The following is a 13,910-nucleotide window of genomic DNA, read 5'->3' as shown; positions in this document are numbered from 1 at the left end:
GGCGCGGGTCAGTCCTGGGGGAAGGCGCTCGTGTCGACGTCCAGGTCGAAGGGGCCGGGGATTCGCACGGTCTCACCGAACTTGCAGGCCTGGATGACCCGGTAGACGTCACCCGCGGGCTCGCCGTACAGGGTGATGGTGGGGCCGCCGGGCGCCCAGCGGTCGATGAGGAGGTAGAGGGGGATGCCTGCGGCGGCGTAGGCAGCGGGCTTGCTGACGCGGTCGTGACGGGCGTTGGAGGGGGAGGTCACCTCGACGACGAGTTCGGCGGCGGCGGCCGGAACATACGTCCCCGGAGCTTCCACTTCCGCGAGGGGGATCACGACGAGGTCGGGGATGAACATGCCGAGCTTCGGGGGCACGGCGACGGACAGGGGCTGAAAGACGCCCCAGTCATCCGGAAGCACGGAGTACAACAGGCGGTGCACTTTCTCCGCGACGAGGTTGTGGCGATTGGCCGGGCTCGGCGACCCGGTGATGACCCCTTCGATGATCTCCACCTTGCTGCCCTCGGGCCACTCCATCTCCTCCCAGAGCCGGACGAGGTCGTCCCAGTCCTGGCCGGGTTCGTGGCCTACGGTGAGTGCGCTCATGGCGGTCTCCTCTTTCGGTGCGTCACCGATCCCAGCATGCCGAACGGGACCGGCGGCGGTCCACCGATCCCGTTCACCCGTGCGAGTAAGTCCTGGCCAGAGGCGCTCCCGCAGCCCCTGGCCCCGACCCCCTAGCCGATCCGGTCCCGCACGATCGGCGTCGCCGAGAACGCCGTCCCCGCGGGGGCGATGTCGAACGCCCCCTCCACCGACTCCAGCGCGTACGCGAACCGCTCCGGCGTGTCCGTGTGCAAGGTCAGCAGCGGCGCACCCGCCTCCACCGTCTCACCCGGCTTCGCGTGGAGTTCGACGCCCGCGCCCGCCTGGACGACGTCCTCCTTGCGGGCGCGGCCCGCGCCGAGGCGCCAGGCGGCGACGCCGATGTCGTACGCGTCCAGACGGGTCAGGACGCCGGACGACGGCGCCGTCACCACATGCTGCTCGCGCGCCACCGGCAGCTTCGCGTCCGGGTCGCCGCCCTGCGCCGCGATCATGCGGCGCCATACGTCCATCGCCGATCCGTCGGCCAGCGCCTTCGCCGGGTCGGCGTCCTTCAGGCCCGCCGCGTCCAGCATCTCGCGGGCGAGAGCCAGGGTCAGTTCGACCACGTCCGCCGGGCCGCCGCCCGCCAGGACCTCGACCGACTCGCGGACTTCGAGGGCGTTGCCCGCCGTCAGGCCGAGCGGCGTCGACATGTCCGTGAGGAGCGCCACCGTGCGTACGCCGCTGTCCGTGCCCAACTCCACCATCGTGGAGGCCAGTTCACGCGCGTCGTCGAGGTTCTTCATGAAGGCACCGGTGCCGACCTTCACGTCCAGGACCAGCGAGCCCGTCCCCTCGGCGATCTTCTTCGACATGATGGACGACGCGATCAGCGGGATCGCCTCCACCGTGCCGGTCACGTCGCGCAGCGCGTACAGCTTCTTGTCGGCCGGTGCCAGGCCGTCGCCCGCCGCGCAGATCACCGAGCCGACGCCGTCGAGGACGTTCAGCATCTCCTCGTTGGAGAGCAGCGCGCGCCAGCCGGGGATGGCCTCCAGCTTGTCGAGGGTGCCGCCGGTGTGGCCGAGGCCACGGCCGGACAGCTGCGGGACGGCCGCGCCGCAGGCGGCGACCAGCGGGGCGAGCGGCAGCGTGATCTTGTCGCCGACGCCGCCCGTGGAGTGCTTGTCGGCGGTGGGGCGGGACAGCGAGGAGAAGTCCATGCGCTCGCCGGACGCGATCATCGCGGCGGTCCAGCGGGCGATCTCCTTGCGGTTCATGCCGTTCAGGAGGATGGCCATCGCCAGGGACGACATCTGCTCGTCGGCGACCGCGCCGCGCGTGTACGCGTCGATGACCCAGTCGATCTGCTCGTCGCTGAGTTCGCCCCGGTCACGCTTGGTGCGGATGACGGAGATGACGTCCATGGCATGTCCTTCCAGCAGTACAACGGCGTACGTACGTCAGTACCTTCGCGACTCTACGCGCATAGACGCGCGAGATGAAGGCGGCCCCGCACCCAAGATCACAGATCCCCGGATCTCAGGAGTGCGGGGCCCGCGTTCAGTTCAGGTGCTGCGGCCCGAACGCGTCCGGCAGCATGTCGCCCAGCGTCCGCACGCCCGACGACGTCTCCAGGAGCAGCTCGGCGCCCCCGAACTCGTACAGCAGCTGGCGGCAGCGGCCGCACGGCATCAGGATCTCGCCCTTGCCGTCCACGCACGTGAAGTGGGTGAGGCGGCCGCCGCCGGTCAGCTGGAGCTGCGAGACCAGGCCGCACTCGGCGCACAGGCCGAGGCCGTAGGAGGCGTTCTCCACATTGCAGCCGGAGACCGTCCTGCCGTCGTCGACCAGGGCCGCGGCGCCGACCGGGAACCCCGAATAGGGCGCGTACGCACGGGACATCGCCTCGCGCGCGGCTTCCCGCAGGGCGTCCCAGTCGGTGTCCTCGGCGGCAGTCGTCACTTTCCTTGTCCCCTTCGGTACGGCATTCCGTCCGCCTTCGGCATCCGCAGCCGCTGGGCGGAGAGCGAGAGGACCAGCAGGGTCACCACGTACGGGGTGGCGGTGACAACCTGGTTGGGCACCTCGTCGGTCAAGCCGTACCACAGGAACATCAGCGCGGAGACGGCCGCGGTGAGCACCGCGGGGACGTACCGCTTGCGCCAGGCGAGGTAGACCGCGCCGATGACCAGCAGGATCGCGATGAGCAGCAGCAGCGCGTGGACGTTCGTGCCGCCGCCCCGGAGCTTCAGGCTGTCGGTGTAACCGAACAGGCCCGCGCCGAGCGCGAGTCCGCCCGGCATCCAGTTGCCGAAGATCATCGCGGCGAGGCCGATGTAGCCGCGGCCGCCGGTCTGGCCCTCCAGGTAGATGTTGGAGGCGACCAGGGAGAGGAACGCGCCGCCGAGGCCCGCGAGGCCGCCGGAGATGACGACGGCCAGGTACTTGTACTTGTAGACGTTCACGCCGAGCGACTCGGCGGCGATCGGGTTCTCGCCGCAGGAGCGCAGCCGCAGGCCGAAGGAGGTGCGCCACAGCACCCACCAGCTCAGCGGCACCATGGCGACGGCGACGACGGTGAGCGGCGACAGGTTGGTGAACAGGCCGCCGAGCAGGCCCGCGAGGTCGGAGACCAGGAACCAGTGCTTGCCGTTGAGGTCGGCGAGCCAGTCGGACAGGCCCGGCACGGAGAAGCTGCCGAGCGATTCGACGGGCGGCGACTGCTTGGACGTACCGCCCTCCTCGCCCTCGAAGGCGAAGGTGGCCAGGTAGCGCGTGGCGCCGAGGGCGAGGATGTTGAGGGCCACACCGGAGACGATGTGGTTGACATTGAAGGTGACCGTCACGATCGCGTGCAGCAGACCGCCGAGGGCGCCGCCGGCGATGCCGAACAGGACGCCGACCCACGGGCCCCACTGGAAACCGGCCCAGGCGCCGAACCAGGTGCCGAGGATCAGCATGCCTTCGAGGCCGATGTTGACCACGCCCGCCCGCTCGGCCCACAGGCCGCCGAGGCCCGCGAGGCCGATGGGTACGGCGAGTTGCAGGGCCGTCGACATCTGGCCGGTGGACGTGATGCCGTCGGCGCCGGTGATCATGCGGACCACGGAGGTCAGCACCAGGACGCCCGCGATGATCAGCAGGAGGACGGGGAGCGAGATGCGGCGGCGGCCCGGCGCGGGCTGCTTGGCCGGGGGCTTGACCACGGATGCCGTGCTCATCGGGAAGTCGCCTCCTTCACGGTGTCGTTGGTGCCGTTGGTGCCGGTGTTGCCGTTCTCGGCGTTGGCCCGTGCGGCGGCGGCCAGTTCCTCGCCCACGCGCTGCTGCTGGCGGCGCAGGCCCCAGCGGCGTACGGCCTCGTAGGAGACGACGACCGCGATCACGATGATGCCCTGCATGATCACCGCGATCTCCTTGTCGTACGGCTCCGGCTGGGCGTAGTCGAGGGCGGGCGACGCCTTGTCGAGGAAGGCCCAGAGCAGGGCGGCGAGCGCGATGCCGACCGGGTTGTTGCGGCCGAGCAGCGCGATGCCGATGCCGATGAAGCCGAGCCCCGAGGGGAAGCTGAGGCTGTAGGTGTGGGTGTCGCCGAGCAGGATCGGCATGCCGGAGAGGCCCGCGACCGCGCCCGAGATCAGCATGGCGGTGAGCGCCATGCGCTTGGCGTTGACACCGCTGGCCGCGGCGGCCGACTCGGAGGCGCCGGTGGCGCGCAGGTCGAAGCCGAAGCGGGTGCGGTTGAGGACCAGCCAGTACAGGACGCCCGCGAGGACGGCGACGAAGACGAAGCCGTAGACCTCGCCACCCGCCAGCTTGATGCCGGGGAACCAGCCCGACTCCTTCATCACGCCGGTGGTCTGGTTGTTGCCGACCGGCACGCCGAAGTTCTTGGTGAGCGTGAGGTAGCCGATGACGCTCGTCGCGATGGCGTTGAGCATGATCGTCGCGACGACCTCGCTGACGCCCCGGGTGGTCTTCAGCAGGCCCGCGATACCGGCCCAGAAGGCACCGGTGAGCATGGCGACCACGATCAGCAGCGGGATCTGGAGCGCGGCGGGCAGCGCGACGTGCGCGCCGACGACCGCGGTGATCATCGCGGCGAGGCGGTACTGGCCGTCGACACCGATGTTGAACAGGTTCATCCGGAAGCCGATGGCCACCGCGAGGGCGGCCAGGTAGTACATCCCGGCCTGGTTGATGATCAGTACCTGGACGTCGGAGTAGGTGGCCTGCTCGAACATCAGGGTGTAGGGCTCGATCGGGCTCTTGCCCGAGGCGAGCAGCACGCCCGAGGTCAGCACCACGGCCACGATCAGCGCGATGACCGGTCCGGCCACGGCGAGGAGCAAGCGCTCCTTGTCGAACTTCTTCATCGGGTCTCGTCCTCCTCGGAGCCGTCACCGGACTCGACGTGTTCCAGGTGACCGGAGGCGGCACCCGTCATCGCCGACCCCAGCTCCTCGGGTGTGATGGTGGCCGGGTCGGCGTCCGCCACGAGCCGTCCGCGGTAGATCACGCGGAGGGTGTCGGAGAGGCCGATCAACTCGTCCAGGTCGGCGGAGATCAGCAGTACGGCGAGGCCCTCGCGGCGGGCCTCGCGGATCTGGTCCCAGATCTGCGCCTGCGCGCCGACGTCCACGCCACGGGTGGGGTGGGCGGCGATCAAAAAGCGCGGCTTGTGGCTCATCTCGCGGCCGACGATCAGCTTCTGCTGGTTGCCGCCGGACAGCGAGGCGGCCGTCACGTCGATGCCGGGCGTACGGACGTCGTACTCCTCGACGATGCGGCGGGTGTCGGCCTGGGCGCCCTTGAGGTCCAGCAGGAACCCGCGCGCGTTCGGCTTTTCCGTGACGTGGCCGAGGATGCGGTTCTCCCACAGCGGGGACTCCAGGAGGAGGCCGTGGCGGTGGCGGTCCTCGGGGATGTACCCGATGCCGTCCTCGCGGCGCTTGCGCGTCGGTACGGCGGTGATGTCCTCGCCCGCCATGCGGATCACGCCGGAGTCGGCGTGCTTGAGGCCGATGAGCGCGTCGATCAGCTCGGTCTGGCCGTTGCCCTCGACGCCCGCGATGCCGAGGACCTCTCCCTCGTGGATCGTGAAGGAGATGTCGTCGAGCAGGGCGCGGCCCGACCCGCCGTCGGCGAGCAGCTTGAGGCCCTCGACCTGGATCATCGGGCGGTCGGTGACCGTCGACTCCGCGGTCTCGGGGGTGGGCAGTTCGCTGCCGACCATGAGCTCGGCGAGCTGGCGCGGCGTCGTCTCGGACGGGATCGCCGTGCCGACCGTCGTACCGCGCCGGATGACGGTGATGTCGTCGGCGACGGACAGCACCTCGCCCAGCTTGTGCGAGATGAAGATGACCGACAGGCCCTCGGACTTGAGCCCGCGGAGGTTGTCGAAGAGCGCGTCGACCTCCTGCGGCACGAGGACGGCCGTGGGCTCGTCGAGGATCAGCGTGGTGGCGCCGCGGTAGAGGACCTTGAGGATCTCCACGCGCTGGCGGTCGGCGACGCCGAGGTCCTCCACGTACGCGTCGGGGCGCACCCCGAGGCCGTACCGGTCGGACAGCTCGACGATCCTGCGGCGGGCCGCGCCGCCGATGCCGTGCAGCTTCTCGCTGCCGAGAACGATGTTCTCCAGCACCGTCAGCTGGTCGGCGAGCATGAAGTGCTGGTGCACCATGCCGATGCCGCGCGCGATGGCGTCGGCGGGACCGGCGAAGGACACCTGCTCGCCGTCGACGGTGATGGTGCCCTCGTCCGGCTTCTGCATGCCGTAGAGGATCTTCATCAGCGTCGACTTGCCGGCGCCGTTCTCGCCGACGAGGGCGTGGACGGTGCCCTTGCGGACGGTGAGGTGGATGTCGTGGTTGGCCACGACTCCGGGGAAGCGCTTGGTGATGCCGGCGAGTTCGACGGCGATGGGCGGAGGGTTGGTGGACGCGTCGATGGCGCACTCTCCTCGGGGGCCAGAGGGCCTGAAGGGCCTGAAGGAAAGGGGCCGCCTACGCGCGCAGTGCCCCTGCTGTTACGTGCTGCTGGTTACTGCTCAGCGGTGGGTGTGTGGCCCGCGCGAACGGGGCGCGGGGGAAACATCGTCCCCCACACCCCGTCGTACGAGCATCACGCCGCCGTCACGGCTCTCGGGCCGGCGGTCACGCCCTTACGGCGTGGTCTTGACCTTGATCTTGCCGCTCTTGATGCCCTCTTCGGCCTTCTTCAGGGCCGCCTGGACGTCCTTCATCTTCTGGAACTCGGGGTTGGAGTCGGCGAGCGCGACACCGCCCGACTTCAGGTCGGCGCGGACGACGCCGCCCTTGGCCTTGCCGTCCTCGACGGCCTTCGCCAGGTTGTAGACCGAGCCCGCGACGTCCTTGAGCGCCGAGGTCAGGATGTACTTCTTGTACTTGGCGAGCGCGTCCTGCTTGTACTGGTCGGAGTCGACGCCGATCGCCCAGATCTTCTTGGCGGCGGCGGCCTCGATGACGCCCTGACCGGAGAGGCCCGCCGCGTGGTAGACCACGTCGGCGCCCTTCTCGATCTGGCCCTGGGCGGCGGTCTTGCCCTTGTCGGGGCTGGTGAAGCCGCCGTCCTCGGCCTTCTCCGTCAGGTACTGCTTGACGACCTTGACCTTGGGGTTCGTGTCCTTGACGCCCTGCGCGTAGCCCGCCTCGAACTTGTGGATGAGGGGGACGTCCACGCCGCCGACGAAGCCGACCGTCTTGGACTTGGTGGTCTTGGCGGCGACGACGCCCGCGAGGTAGGACGCCTCCTGCTCGCTGAAGACGAGGTCGGAGACGTTGTCGGCCTTGACGGTCTCGTCGTCGACGATGCCGAAGGTGACCTTCGGGAACTTCGCCGAGACCTCCTTGATCGCCGGGGCGTAGGCGTAGCCGACCCCGATGACCGGGTTGTAGCCCTGCTTGGCGAGCTGCGTCAGGCGCTGCGCCTTGTCGGCGTCCGACTCGCCGTCGACGGGCTCGACGGCCTTCTCGCCGGTCTTGAACTCCTTGGCGGCCTTCTTCATGCCCTCGGTCGCGGCGTCGTTGAAGGACTGGTCGCCGGCGCCGCCGACGTCGTAGGCGATGGCGACGCCCTTGTTCTTGTCGTCCTTGCTCGCGGCGGCGTCACTGGACGTGCCACCACAGGCGGAGACGGAGACGGCGAGGGCTGCGGTCGCGGCGCCCGCGACAGCTATTCGAGACACCCGGCGCATAGAGACGAACTCCTTGAGTCAAGCAAGCACATGCACGTACGCGCCTCACCCGGCGCGGATTTCGCCGCAGCGTAACGCGCGTAGACCTGACATAAGAACCCTTCTGTCCGGTCCGTTATCGACCTGTGGCCACGGGGCGTCCGGCGGGCGAACAGGCGGTGGGCGCCCCTCTGATGAGGGGCGCCCAGGCGCCGCACGACGTACTACGTACAACGGGTCGGGAGGCGCGAGCGGGGTGCTACGTACAACGTCGCCGCGTCCGCCCGCGCCCCGTCCTACGGCACCGTCCTGACCTTCACCTTGCCGCTGACGATGTCCTTCTCGGCCTTCTCCACGGCGGCGACGACGTCCTTCATCGCCTTGTACCTCGGGTTGGAATCGGAGAAGCCGACGCGGCCCGACCCCAGGTCGTAGCGTTGCTCGCCCTTCATCGGCTTGCCCTCGACGACCGACTTCGCCAGGTCGTACACCGCGCCGCCGACGTCCTTGAGCGCCGAGCCGAGGATGTACTCCTTGTACTTGGCGAGGGCCTTCTGCTTGTACTGGTCGGAGTCGACGCCGATCGCCCACTTCTTCTGCGAGCCGACCTCCTGGATGACGCCCTGCCCGGAGAGGCCGGCCGCGTGGTAGATCACGTCCGCGCCGGCCTCGATCTGTCCGCTCGCTGCGTTCTGCCCCTTGTCGGGGCTGCTGAAGCCGCCCTCCTCGGGCTTTTCCGTCAGATACCGCTTCTCAATTTTGATCTTGGGATTGACCGACTTCGCGCCCTGCACGAATCCGGCCTCGAATTTGTGGATCAGCGGAATGTCCACGCCGCCCACGAATCCGATGTGCTCGGCCTTGCTCGCTTTCGCGGCGGCGACCCCCGCCAGATAGGAGCCCTGCTCCTCGTGGAAGACCAGGTCGGCGACGTTCTCCGCCTTCACGGTGTTGTCGTCGATGATCCCGAAGGTGGTGTCGGGGAACTTCTTCGCAGCGGCCTCCACAGCGGGCGCGTAGACGAAACCGACGCCGATCACGGGGTCGTAGCCCTGCTTGGCGAGCTGTTCGAGGCGCTGGACCTTGTCGGCGCTGGACTCGCCGTCGCCCGGCTCCATGTCCACACCGCCGATCTTGAATTCCTCGCGGGCCCTGCTGTAGCCCGCGTAGGCGGCGTCGTTGAAGGACTGGTCGCCCTGCCCGCCGATGTCGTAGGCCAGACCGATGCCCTTGCCCTTGTACGACGTGGAGGTGCCGGAGTCCTTCTCCTTGCCCCCCTCCTCCTTGGAGGCCTCGCTGCTGGTCTTGCCGCACGCCGAAGCGGCGAGGGCGAGCGACGCCACCGCCACGGCCACTTGGGAAAGTCTTGATACACGACGCATAGGACGTACTCCTCACGTTCCCCAACGCACCGTTGACGGCGCTGATTTCGGCGCACATTAACGCGCGTAGAAAGGGAGGGGAACGGGTTTTCGCCCGGCCGTTACCTATTCGTGTACCTATTCGTGCCGGGTATCACTCGCATGCCGGGTCCTCACTCGCGTGCCCGGCCTGTCACTCGCGTGCCGCGTCCAACAGGGCCGCGGCGGTGAAGAGTTCGACGCCGACCGTGATGGCCGACTCGTCCGCGTCGAAATCGCCCTGGTGGAGGTCGCGCACGGTGCGCTCCCCCGGCTTGCGGACCCCGAGCCGGGCCATGGCGCCGGGCACGTGCTCCAGGTACCAGGAGAAGTCCTCGCCGCCGAGGCTCTGTTCGGTGTCCTCCACCGAGTGCGGGCCGCACCGCTCGATCATGGCGTCACGCAGCAGGTCGGCGACGGTGCCGTCGTTGACGACGGGCGGGACACCGCGGACGTAGTTGACCTCGGACTTGGCGCGGTAGAGGTCGGCGATCTCCTGGATGGCGCCGTGCACCAGCTCGGGCGCCTGCCGCCAGGCCCTGAGGTCCAGGCAGCGCACGGTCCCGGAGAGCTCGGCGTGCTGCGGGATGACGTTCGGGGCGTGACCGGACTCGATGCGGCCCCAGGTCAGCGAGAGACCCGAGCGGGCGTCGGCGCGGCGGGCGACCAGCGCCGGGACGTCGGTGGCGACCTTGGCGACGGCGGTGACGAGATCGGTGGTCAGGTGCGGGCGCGCGGTGTGTCCGCCGGGCCCGTCGAGCGAGACCTCGAGGCGGTCGCAGGCGGAGGTGATGGGCCCGTGCCGCAGCCCGATGCGGCCCGCGTCGACGCGGGGGTCGCAGTGCACGGCGATGATCTTCCCGACGCCGTCGAGCGCGCCGTCCTTGATGGCGTCGGCGGCGCCGCCCGGCAGGACCTCCTCGGCGGGCTGGAAGATCAGCCGCACCGGGAAGGGCAGCTGCCCCTTGCGCGCCAGGTCCGCGAAGACCAGGCCGGCGCCGAGGACGACGGTGGTGTGCACGTCGTGCCCGCAGGCGTGGGCGCGGTCGGGCACCGTGGAGCGGTAGGGCACGCCGAGCTTGGTGTCGGGGATGGGCAGCGCGTCGATGTCGGCGCGCAGCGCGAGCATGGGGCGCACCCCGCCCGGCTCGCCGATGTCGCAGACGAGGCCGGTGCCGCCGGCGAGCACGCGGGGCGCGAGCCCCGCCTCCTCCAGGCGGGCCTTGATGGCGGCGGTGGTGCGGAACTCCTGGTTGCCGAGCTCCGGGTGCATGTGCAGGTCGCGACGGAAAGCGACGAGTTCGGCACGGAGCGCTGCGGGCAACGCGCCGGGAAGCGTCTCCGCGGGCGCGGACTCCGTTCCGAACACGTCGGCGGACACCTCTTCGGTCGCACAGGACATCAGTTGGTTCACCCTCTGAAGGGTAGGGCGATGCAACGGCCAACTAACCCACGATCAACAAAAGTTCAGCCCGATAGGGGAAGAAAGCGTGGCCTCGTGGCGCATGGCCGCCGATCGGGATGGGTAAGCTTTCACGCCGCCTCGGGGGATGCGCAGGCCGTCCGGCGCCTGTAATAGGCGAGGGCGACCGCCGTCAGCAAGGGCGGCCAGGCGATCAGCGGTATATAGCAAAGCACGATTAGGGCCGTTTGCGCTGTACCGTCCGTCACACCCGATTCACTCCCCAATCCGGCGATCTGTGCGTAGATGGCCCAGCCCAGCAGCCCGAACAGTCCGGCGGCGCCGAGCAGGGCGGGGGCGACGGCGGCCATCGTGGGCACCTGCCGCCCGCCGAGTACGGGTACCCAGCCGGGCACGGTCTCACCCCACTCGCGCACCAGACCGAGCGTGAGCAACGCCAGCGCTTCGGAGACGAGGCTGAGCATCAGGACGTACACGGCCTCACCCGTGCCGCGCTGCTCCTGCGCGGCCACGGGGAGCCCGGCCACCAGGGCCACCCGCCACAGTCCGGAGGGCAGGGTGATCCAGGGCACGGCGTGGGCGGCGAGGGCGGCCCAGCGGGGGACACCGGGCAGGGCGGTGATTTTCAGCATGGGGCGATGCTGCCGCCGGGGCTGTCCTGGGGGCGTCGTCGCGGGGGCGGGTTCCGTGCGGGCGGGCTCCGCCGGGCGGGGGAGGGCGGCGTACGCCCCGGGGCCCGGCCGCAGGCGCGAGGGCGGGCGTCACCCCGCCACCTCCAGCGCCGTCCGCGCGAACGCGGCGACCGCCCCCGTGTCGTGCCCGAGCCGCCACACCAGGCCGTACCCCGTCGGTTCCGCGTCCGCGAAGGGGACGTACGCGACGCCGGGGCGGGCGTAGTACGTCGCCGTGTGCGCGGGGGCGAGCAGCGCTCCCCTGCCGCCCGCGACCAGGATCAGGCCCTCCTGGAGATTGACCACGCCGGGGCCCCGCTCGATCGGGCGGCCGCTCGGTGTGCGGGCGGGCACGTGGTGCTCCAGCCAGTAGTCGGGGACGTCGGCCGCGATGGTGATCAGGGGCACGGCGGCCAGGTCCTCCAGGGTCACCGTCTCCCGCGCGGCCAGCGGATGGGCGGCGGGCAGGGCCAGGACGCGGTCCTCCGCCAGCAGCAGCGGCCCGCCGCCGAGGTCCTCCTCCCGTACGGGGAACTCGCTGAGCTGTACGTCGAACTCGCCCCTGCGCAGCTGCCCGTACGGATCGCCGAGCGGGACCTCGCAGACCTCCACCGCGAGGCCGGGGTGGCTGACGCGCAGCGCCTCCGTCGCCTTCATGACGATCTCGCCGGTGAGCGGATTGGAGAAGCCGACGTGCAGCACCGCGTCGATGCCGCGCGCGGTGGCGGCCGCCCGCTCCAGGGCCTCCTCGATGCCGCGGTGATGGGGTTCGAGGTCGGTCCGCAGCTGCCGGCCGAGCGCGGTGAGGGCGACGCGGCGGCTGGTGCGGGTGAACAGCGGGGCGCCCACGCGGCGTTCGAGACGCTGGACGAGCTGGCTCACGCGGGCCTTGGAGAGCCGCATCCGCTCGGCGGTGCGGCCGAAGTGCAGCTCCTCGGCGAGGAGGAGGAAGCACTCCAGTTCGTCGCCCTCGATCGACATCCGTGTCCCCCCGGTGCGCGCGGATCGTTCAGTCCGCTTGAACGAACGTTGCGATCTTCGCCGTTGTTCCGCCCCGCCGCCCGGCAGAGGGTGGTTGAGCAGACAACAACGGCAGTTTCCCGTGGGAGAGTCGACATGAGTTCCGGCACGCACAGATCCACCGAAGACCGGTCCACCGGAGTGTGGACACCCCGCCAGTGGGGCGTCCTCCTCGTGCTGTGCGGGGCGATCTTCCTCGAAGGCATCGACGTCGCCATGCTCAACGTCGCCCTGCCGTCCATCCGCGCCGACCTCGGCCTGTCCACCGGCTCGCTCCAGTGGGTGATGAGCGCGTACGTCCTCGGGTACGGCGGCTTCATGCTGCTCGGCGGGCGCGCCGCCGACCTCTTCGGGCGCCGCCAGATGTTCGTGTTCTGGCTCTCCGTCTTCCTCGTCTTCTCCGGGCTCGGCGGCTTCGCCACGGACGGCTGGATGCTGATCGCGGCCCGCTTCGTCACCGGGGTCGCCGCGGCCTTCATGACGCCCGCCGGGCTCTCCATCATCACCACCGGCTTCGAGGAGGGCCCGCAGCGCAACAAGGCCCTGCTGTTCTACTCGGGCACCGCCGCCGGCGGTTTCTCGGTCGGGCTCGTCGTCGGCGGACTGCTGACCTCGGTCGACTGGCGGTGGGTGTTCTTCGCGCCGGTCGTGCTCTCCGCCCTGATCCTGGGCGCCGCGCTCGCCTTCGTACCGAAGTCGGCGCGTCCGCGGCGGATCCCCGGACAGGGCTTCGACCTGGCGGGCGGCCTGACCATCACCGCCGCCATCGTGCTGCTGGTCCTCGGTGTGGAGCGGGCCACGCACACCTCGCCCGCCTGGACGGCGGCCACGGTCGGCGCCGGTCTGGTCCTCCTCGCCGTGTTCGTCGCGGTCGAGCGCCGCTCGGCGGCCCCGCTGGTCCGCCTCGGCATCCTCCGCAACGCCGGCCTGGTGCGCGCCAACCTCTCCGGGCTGCTCTTCGCGGCGGGCTTCTTCGGCTTCCAGTTCCTGGTCGTGCTCTACCTCCAGGAGCTGCGGGACTGGTCGACGCTGCAGACCAGCCTCGCGATGATCGTCGTGGGCGTCGACGCGATCCTCTCCCCCGTCCTCACACCGAAGTTCGTGAACCGCTTCGGCAACGCGCGCGTCATCTTCGGCGGCCTGCTCCTCGCCTCCCTCGCGTACGCGCTGTTCCTGCCGGTCGCCGCCGACTGGACGTACGCGATGATGTTCCCCAGCCTGATCGTCCTCGGCATCGCGTTCTCGCTGGTCTACGGCCCGCTCACCATCGTCGCCACCGAGGGGATCGCCGAGGAGGAGCAGGGGCTCGCCGGTGCGCTGCTCTACACCGCCTTCCAGTTCGGCGCCGCGCTCGGCCTCTCGGCGGTGACGGCCGTCAACGTCGCGGCCACCGGGTCCGGCGCACCCTCCGCCGTCCTCGACGGCTACCGGGCCGCCCTGTGGGTCCCGCTCGCCGCCGTCCTGCTGGCCGCGCTGATCAGCGCATTCGGCCTGCGTACGAAGAGGGGTACGACGGTGGCCTCGGGCGCGCCCGCCGAGGAGGGTGCCGCCGCCGAGGTGCCGGTGGCGGGCTGACGGCGGCGAGGGCCGAGTCCGGTGAAACCCCTGCGCCCGGCGGGTC

12 protein-coding genes are annotated in these 13,910 nt (G+C 70.3%); 1 reads left to right on the top strand and 11 read right to left on the bottom strand.

Annotated features, from left to right (window positions below; translation table 11 throughout):
* Nucleotides 1–8: 8 nt before the first annotated feature.
* From KKZ08_RS23765 to KKZ08_RS23715, 11 genes are all read right to left on the bottom strand, one after another.
* On the bottom strand, nucleotides 9–593 hold the full coding sequence (locus KKZ08_RS23765; RefSeq protein WP_223776372.1) for a Uma2 family endonuclease: 585 nt from the start codon (nucleotides 591–593) through the stop codon (nucleotides 9–11).
* 131 nt (nucleotides 594–724) lie between these two features.
* Complete coding sequence (locus KKZ08_RS23760) at nucleotides 725–2,002, bottom strand: thymidine phosphorylase (protein ID WP_223776371.1); 1,278 nt, start codon at nucleotides 2,000–2,002, stop codon at nucleotides 725–727.
* Nucleotides 2,003–2,138: 136 nt separating this feature from the next.
* Nucleotides 2,139–2,540, bottom strand: a complete 402-nt coding sequence (locus KKZ08_RS23755) for a cytidine deaminase (RefSeq protein WP_223776370.1) — start codon at nucleotides 2,538–2,540, stop codon at nucleotides 2,139–2,141.
* Nucleotides 2,537–3,799: an ABC transporter permease gene (locus KKZ08_RS23750; RefSeq protein ID WP_223776369.1), complete on the bottom strand. Its 1,263-nt coding sequence runs from the start codon at nucleotides 3,797–3,799 to the stop codon at nucleotides 2,537–2,539. Before KKZ08_RS23750 ends, KKZ08_RS23755 begins: the two co-directional genes overlap by 4 nt.
* The gene (locus tag KKZ08_RS23745) at nucleotides 3,796–4,953 is read right to left on the bottom strand and encodes an ABC transporter permease (protein ID WP_223776368.1); all 1,158 of its coding nucleotides are present in this window, start codon (nucleotides 4,951–4,953) and stop codon (nucleotides 3,796–3,798) included. The genes KKZ08_RS23750 and KKZ08_RS23745 overlap by 4 nt, the downstream gene beginning before the upstream one ends.
* A complete protein-coding gene (locus tag KKZ08_RS23740) occupies nucleotides 4,950–6,530 on the bottom strand; it encodes an ABC transporter ATP-binding protein (protein WP_223779158.1) in 1,581 nt (526 codons plus the stop codon). Before KKZ08_RS23740 ends, KKZ08_RS23745 begins: the two co-directional genes overlap by 4 nt.
* Nucleotides 6,531–6,743: 213 nt before the next feature.
* On the bottom strand, nucleotides 6,744–7,796 hold the full coding sequence (locus KKZ08_RS23735; protein ID WP_223776367.1) for a BMP family ABC transporter substrate-binding protein: 1,053 nt from the start codon (nucleotides 7,794–7,796) through the stop codon (nucleotides 6,744–6,746).
* A 275-nt stretch (nucleotides 7,797–8,071) separates the two neighbouring features.
* Nucleotides 8,072–9,157 carry a BMP family ABC transporter substrate-binding protein gene (locus KKZ08_RS23730; protein WP_223776366.1) on the bottom strand — a complete coding sequence of 362 codons (1,086 nt, stop codon included), beginning with the start codon at nucleotides 9,155–9,157 and terminating at the stop codon, nucleotides 8,072–8,074.
* 172 nt (nucleotides 9,158–9,329) lie between these two features.
* The gene (locus KKZ08_RS23725) at nucleotides 9,330–10,577 is read right to left on the bottom strand and encodes a M20 family metallopeptidase (protein WP_223779157.1); all 1,248 of its coding nucleotides are present in this window, start codon (nucleotides 10,575–10,577) and stop codon (nucleotides 9,330–9,332) included.
* Between the two features lie 131 nt (nucleotides 10,578–10,708).
* A complete protein-coding gene (locus KKZ08_RS23720) occupies nucleotides 10,709–11,230 on the bottom strand; it encodes a hypothetical protein (protein WP_223776365.1) in 522 nt (173 codons plus the stop codon).
* A gap of 129 nt (nucleotides 11,231–11,359) precedes the next feature.
* Nucleotides 11,360–12,250: a LysR family transcriptional regulator gene (locus tag KKZ08_RS23715; protein WP_223776364.1), complete on the bottom strand. Its 891-nt coding sequence runs from the start codon at nucleotides 12,248–12,250 to the stop codon at nucleotides 11,360–11,362.
* Between the two features lie 135 nt (nucleotides 12,251–12,385).
* Here KKZ08_RS23715 and KKZ08_RS23710 point away from each other — a divergent pair, with 135 nt between their 5' ends.
* Entirely contained in the window at nucleotides 12,386–13,864 is a 1,479-nt protein-coding gene (locus KKZ08_RS23710) for an MFS transporter (protein ID WP_223776363.1), read from the top strand.
* Nucleotides 13,865–13,910: the final 46 nt, after the last annotated feature.

Source organism: Streptomyces sp. 135 (assembly GCF_020026305.1).
Lineage (GTDB): Bacteria > Actinomycetota > Actinomycetes > Streptomycetales > Streptomycetaceae > Streptomyces.
Note: the sequence above shows the minus strand (reverse complement) of the source record. Positions and strands in the feature narration are given on the sequence as shown.

Bases quoted from the DNA above. Each gene is read 5' to 3' on its own strand.
- KKZ08_RS23750 (WP_223776369.1), bottom strand. From the start codon at position 3,799: ATGAGCACGGCATCCGTGGTCAAGCCCCCGGCCAAGCAGCCCGCGCCG.
- KKZ08_RS23730 (WP_223776366.1), bottom strand. From the start codon at position 9,157: ATGCGTCGTGTATCAAGACTTTCCCAAGTGGCCGTGGCGGTGGCGTCG.
- KKZ08_RS23710 (WP_223776363.1), top strand. From the start codon at position 12,386: ATGAGTTCCGGCACGCACAGATCCACCGAAGACCGGTCCACCGGAGTG.
- KKZ08_RS23765 (WP_223776372.1), bottom strand. From the start codon at position 593: ATGAGCGCACTCACCGTAGGCCACGAACCCGGCCAGGACTGGGACGAC.
- KKZ08_RS23715 (WP_223776364.1), bottom strand. From the start codon at position 12,250: ATGTCGATCGAGGGCGACGAACTGGAGTGCTTCCTCCTCCTCGCCGAG.
- KKZ08_RS23725 (WP_223779157.1), bottom strand. From the start codon at position 10,577: ATGTCCTGTGCGACCGAAGAGGTGTCCGCCGACGTGTTCGGAACGGAG.
- KKZ08_RS23735 (WP_223776367.1), bottom strand. From the start codon at position 7,796: ATGCGCCGGGTGTCTCGAATAGCTGTCGCGGGCGCCGCGACCGCAGCC.
- KKZ08_RS23760 (WP_223776371.1), bottom strand. From the start codon at position 2,002: ATGGACGTCATCTCCGTCATCCGCACCAAGCGTGACCGGGGCGAACTC.
- KKZ08_RS23720 (WP_223776365.1), bottom strand. From the start codon at position 11,230: ATGCTGAAAATCACCGCCCTGCCCGGTGTCCCCCGCTGGGCCGCCCTC.
- KKZ08_RS23745 (WP_223776368.1), bottom strand. From the start codon at position 4,953: ATGAAGAAGTTCGACAAGGAGCGCTTGCTCCTCGCCGTGGCCGGACCG.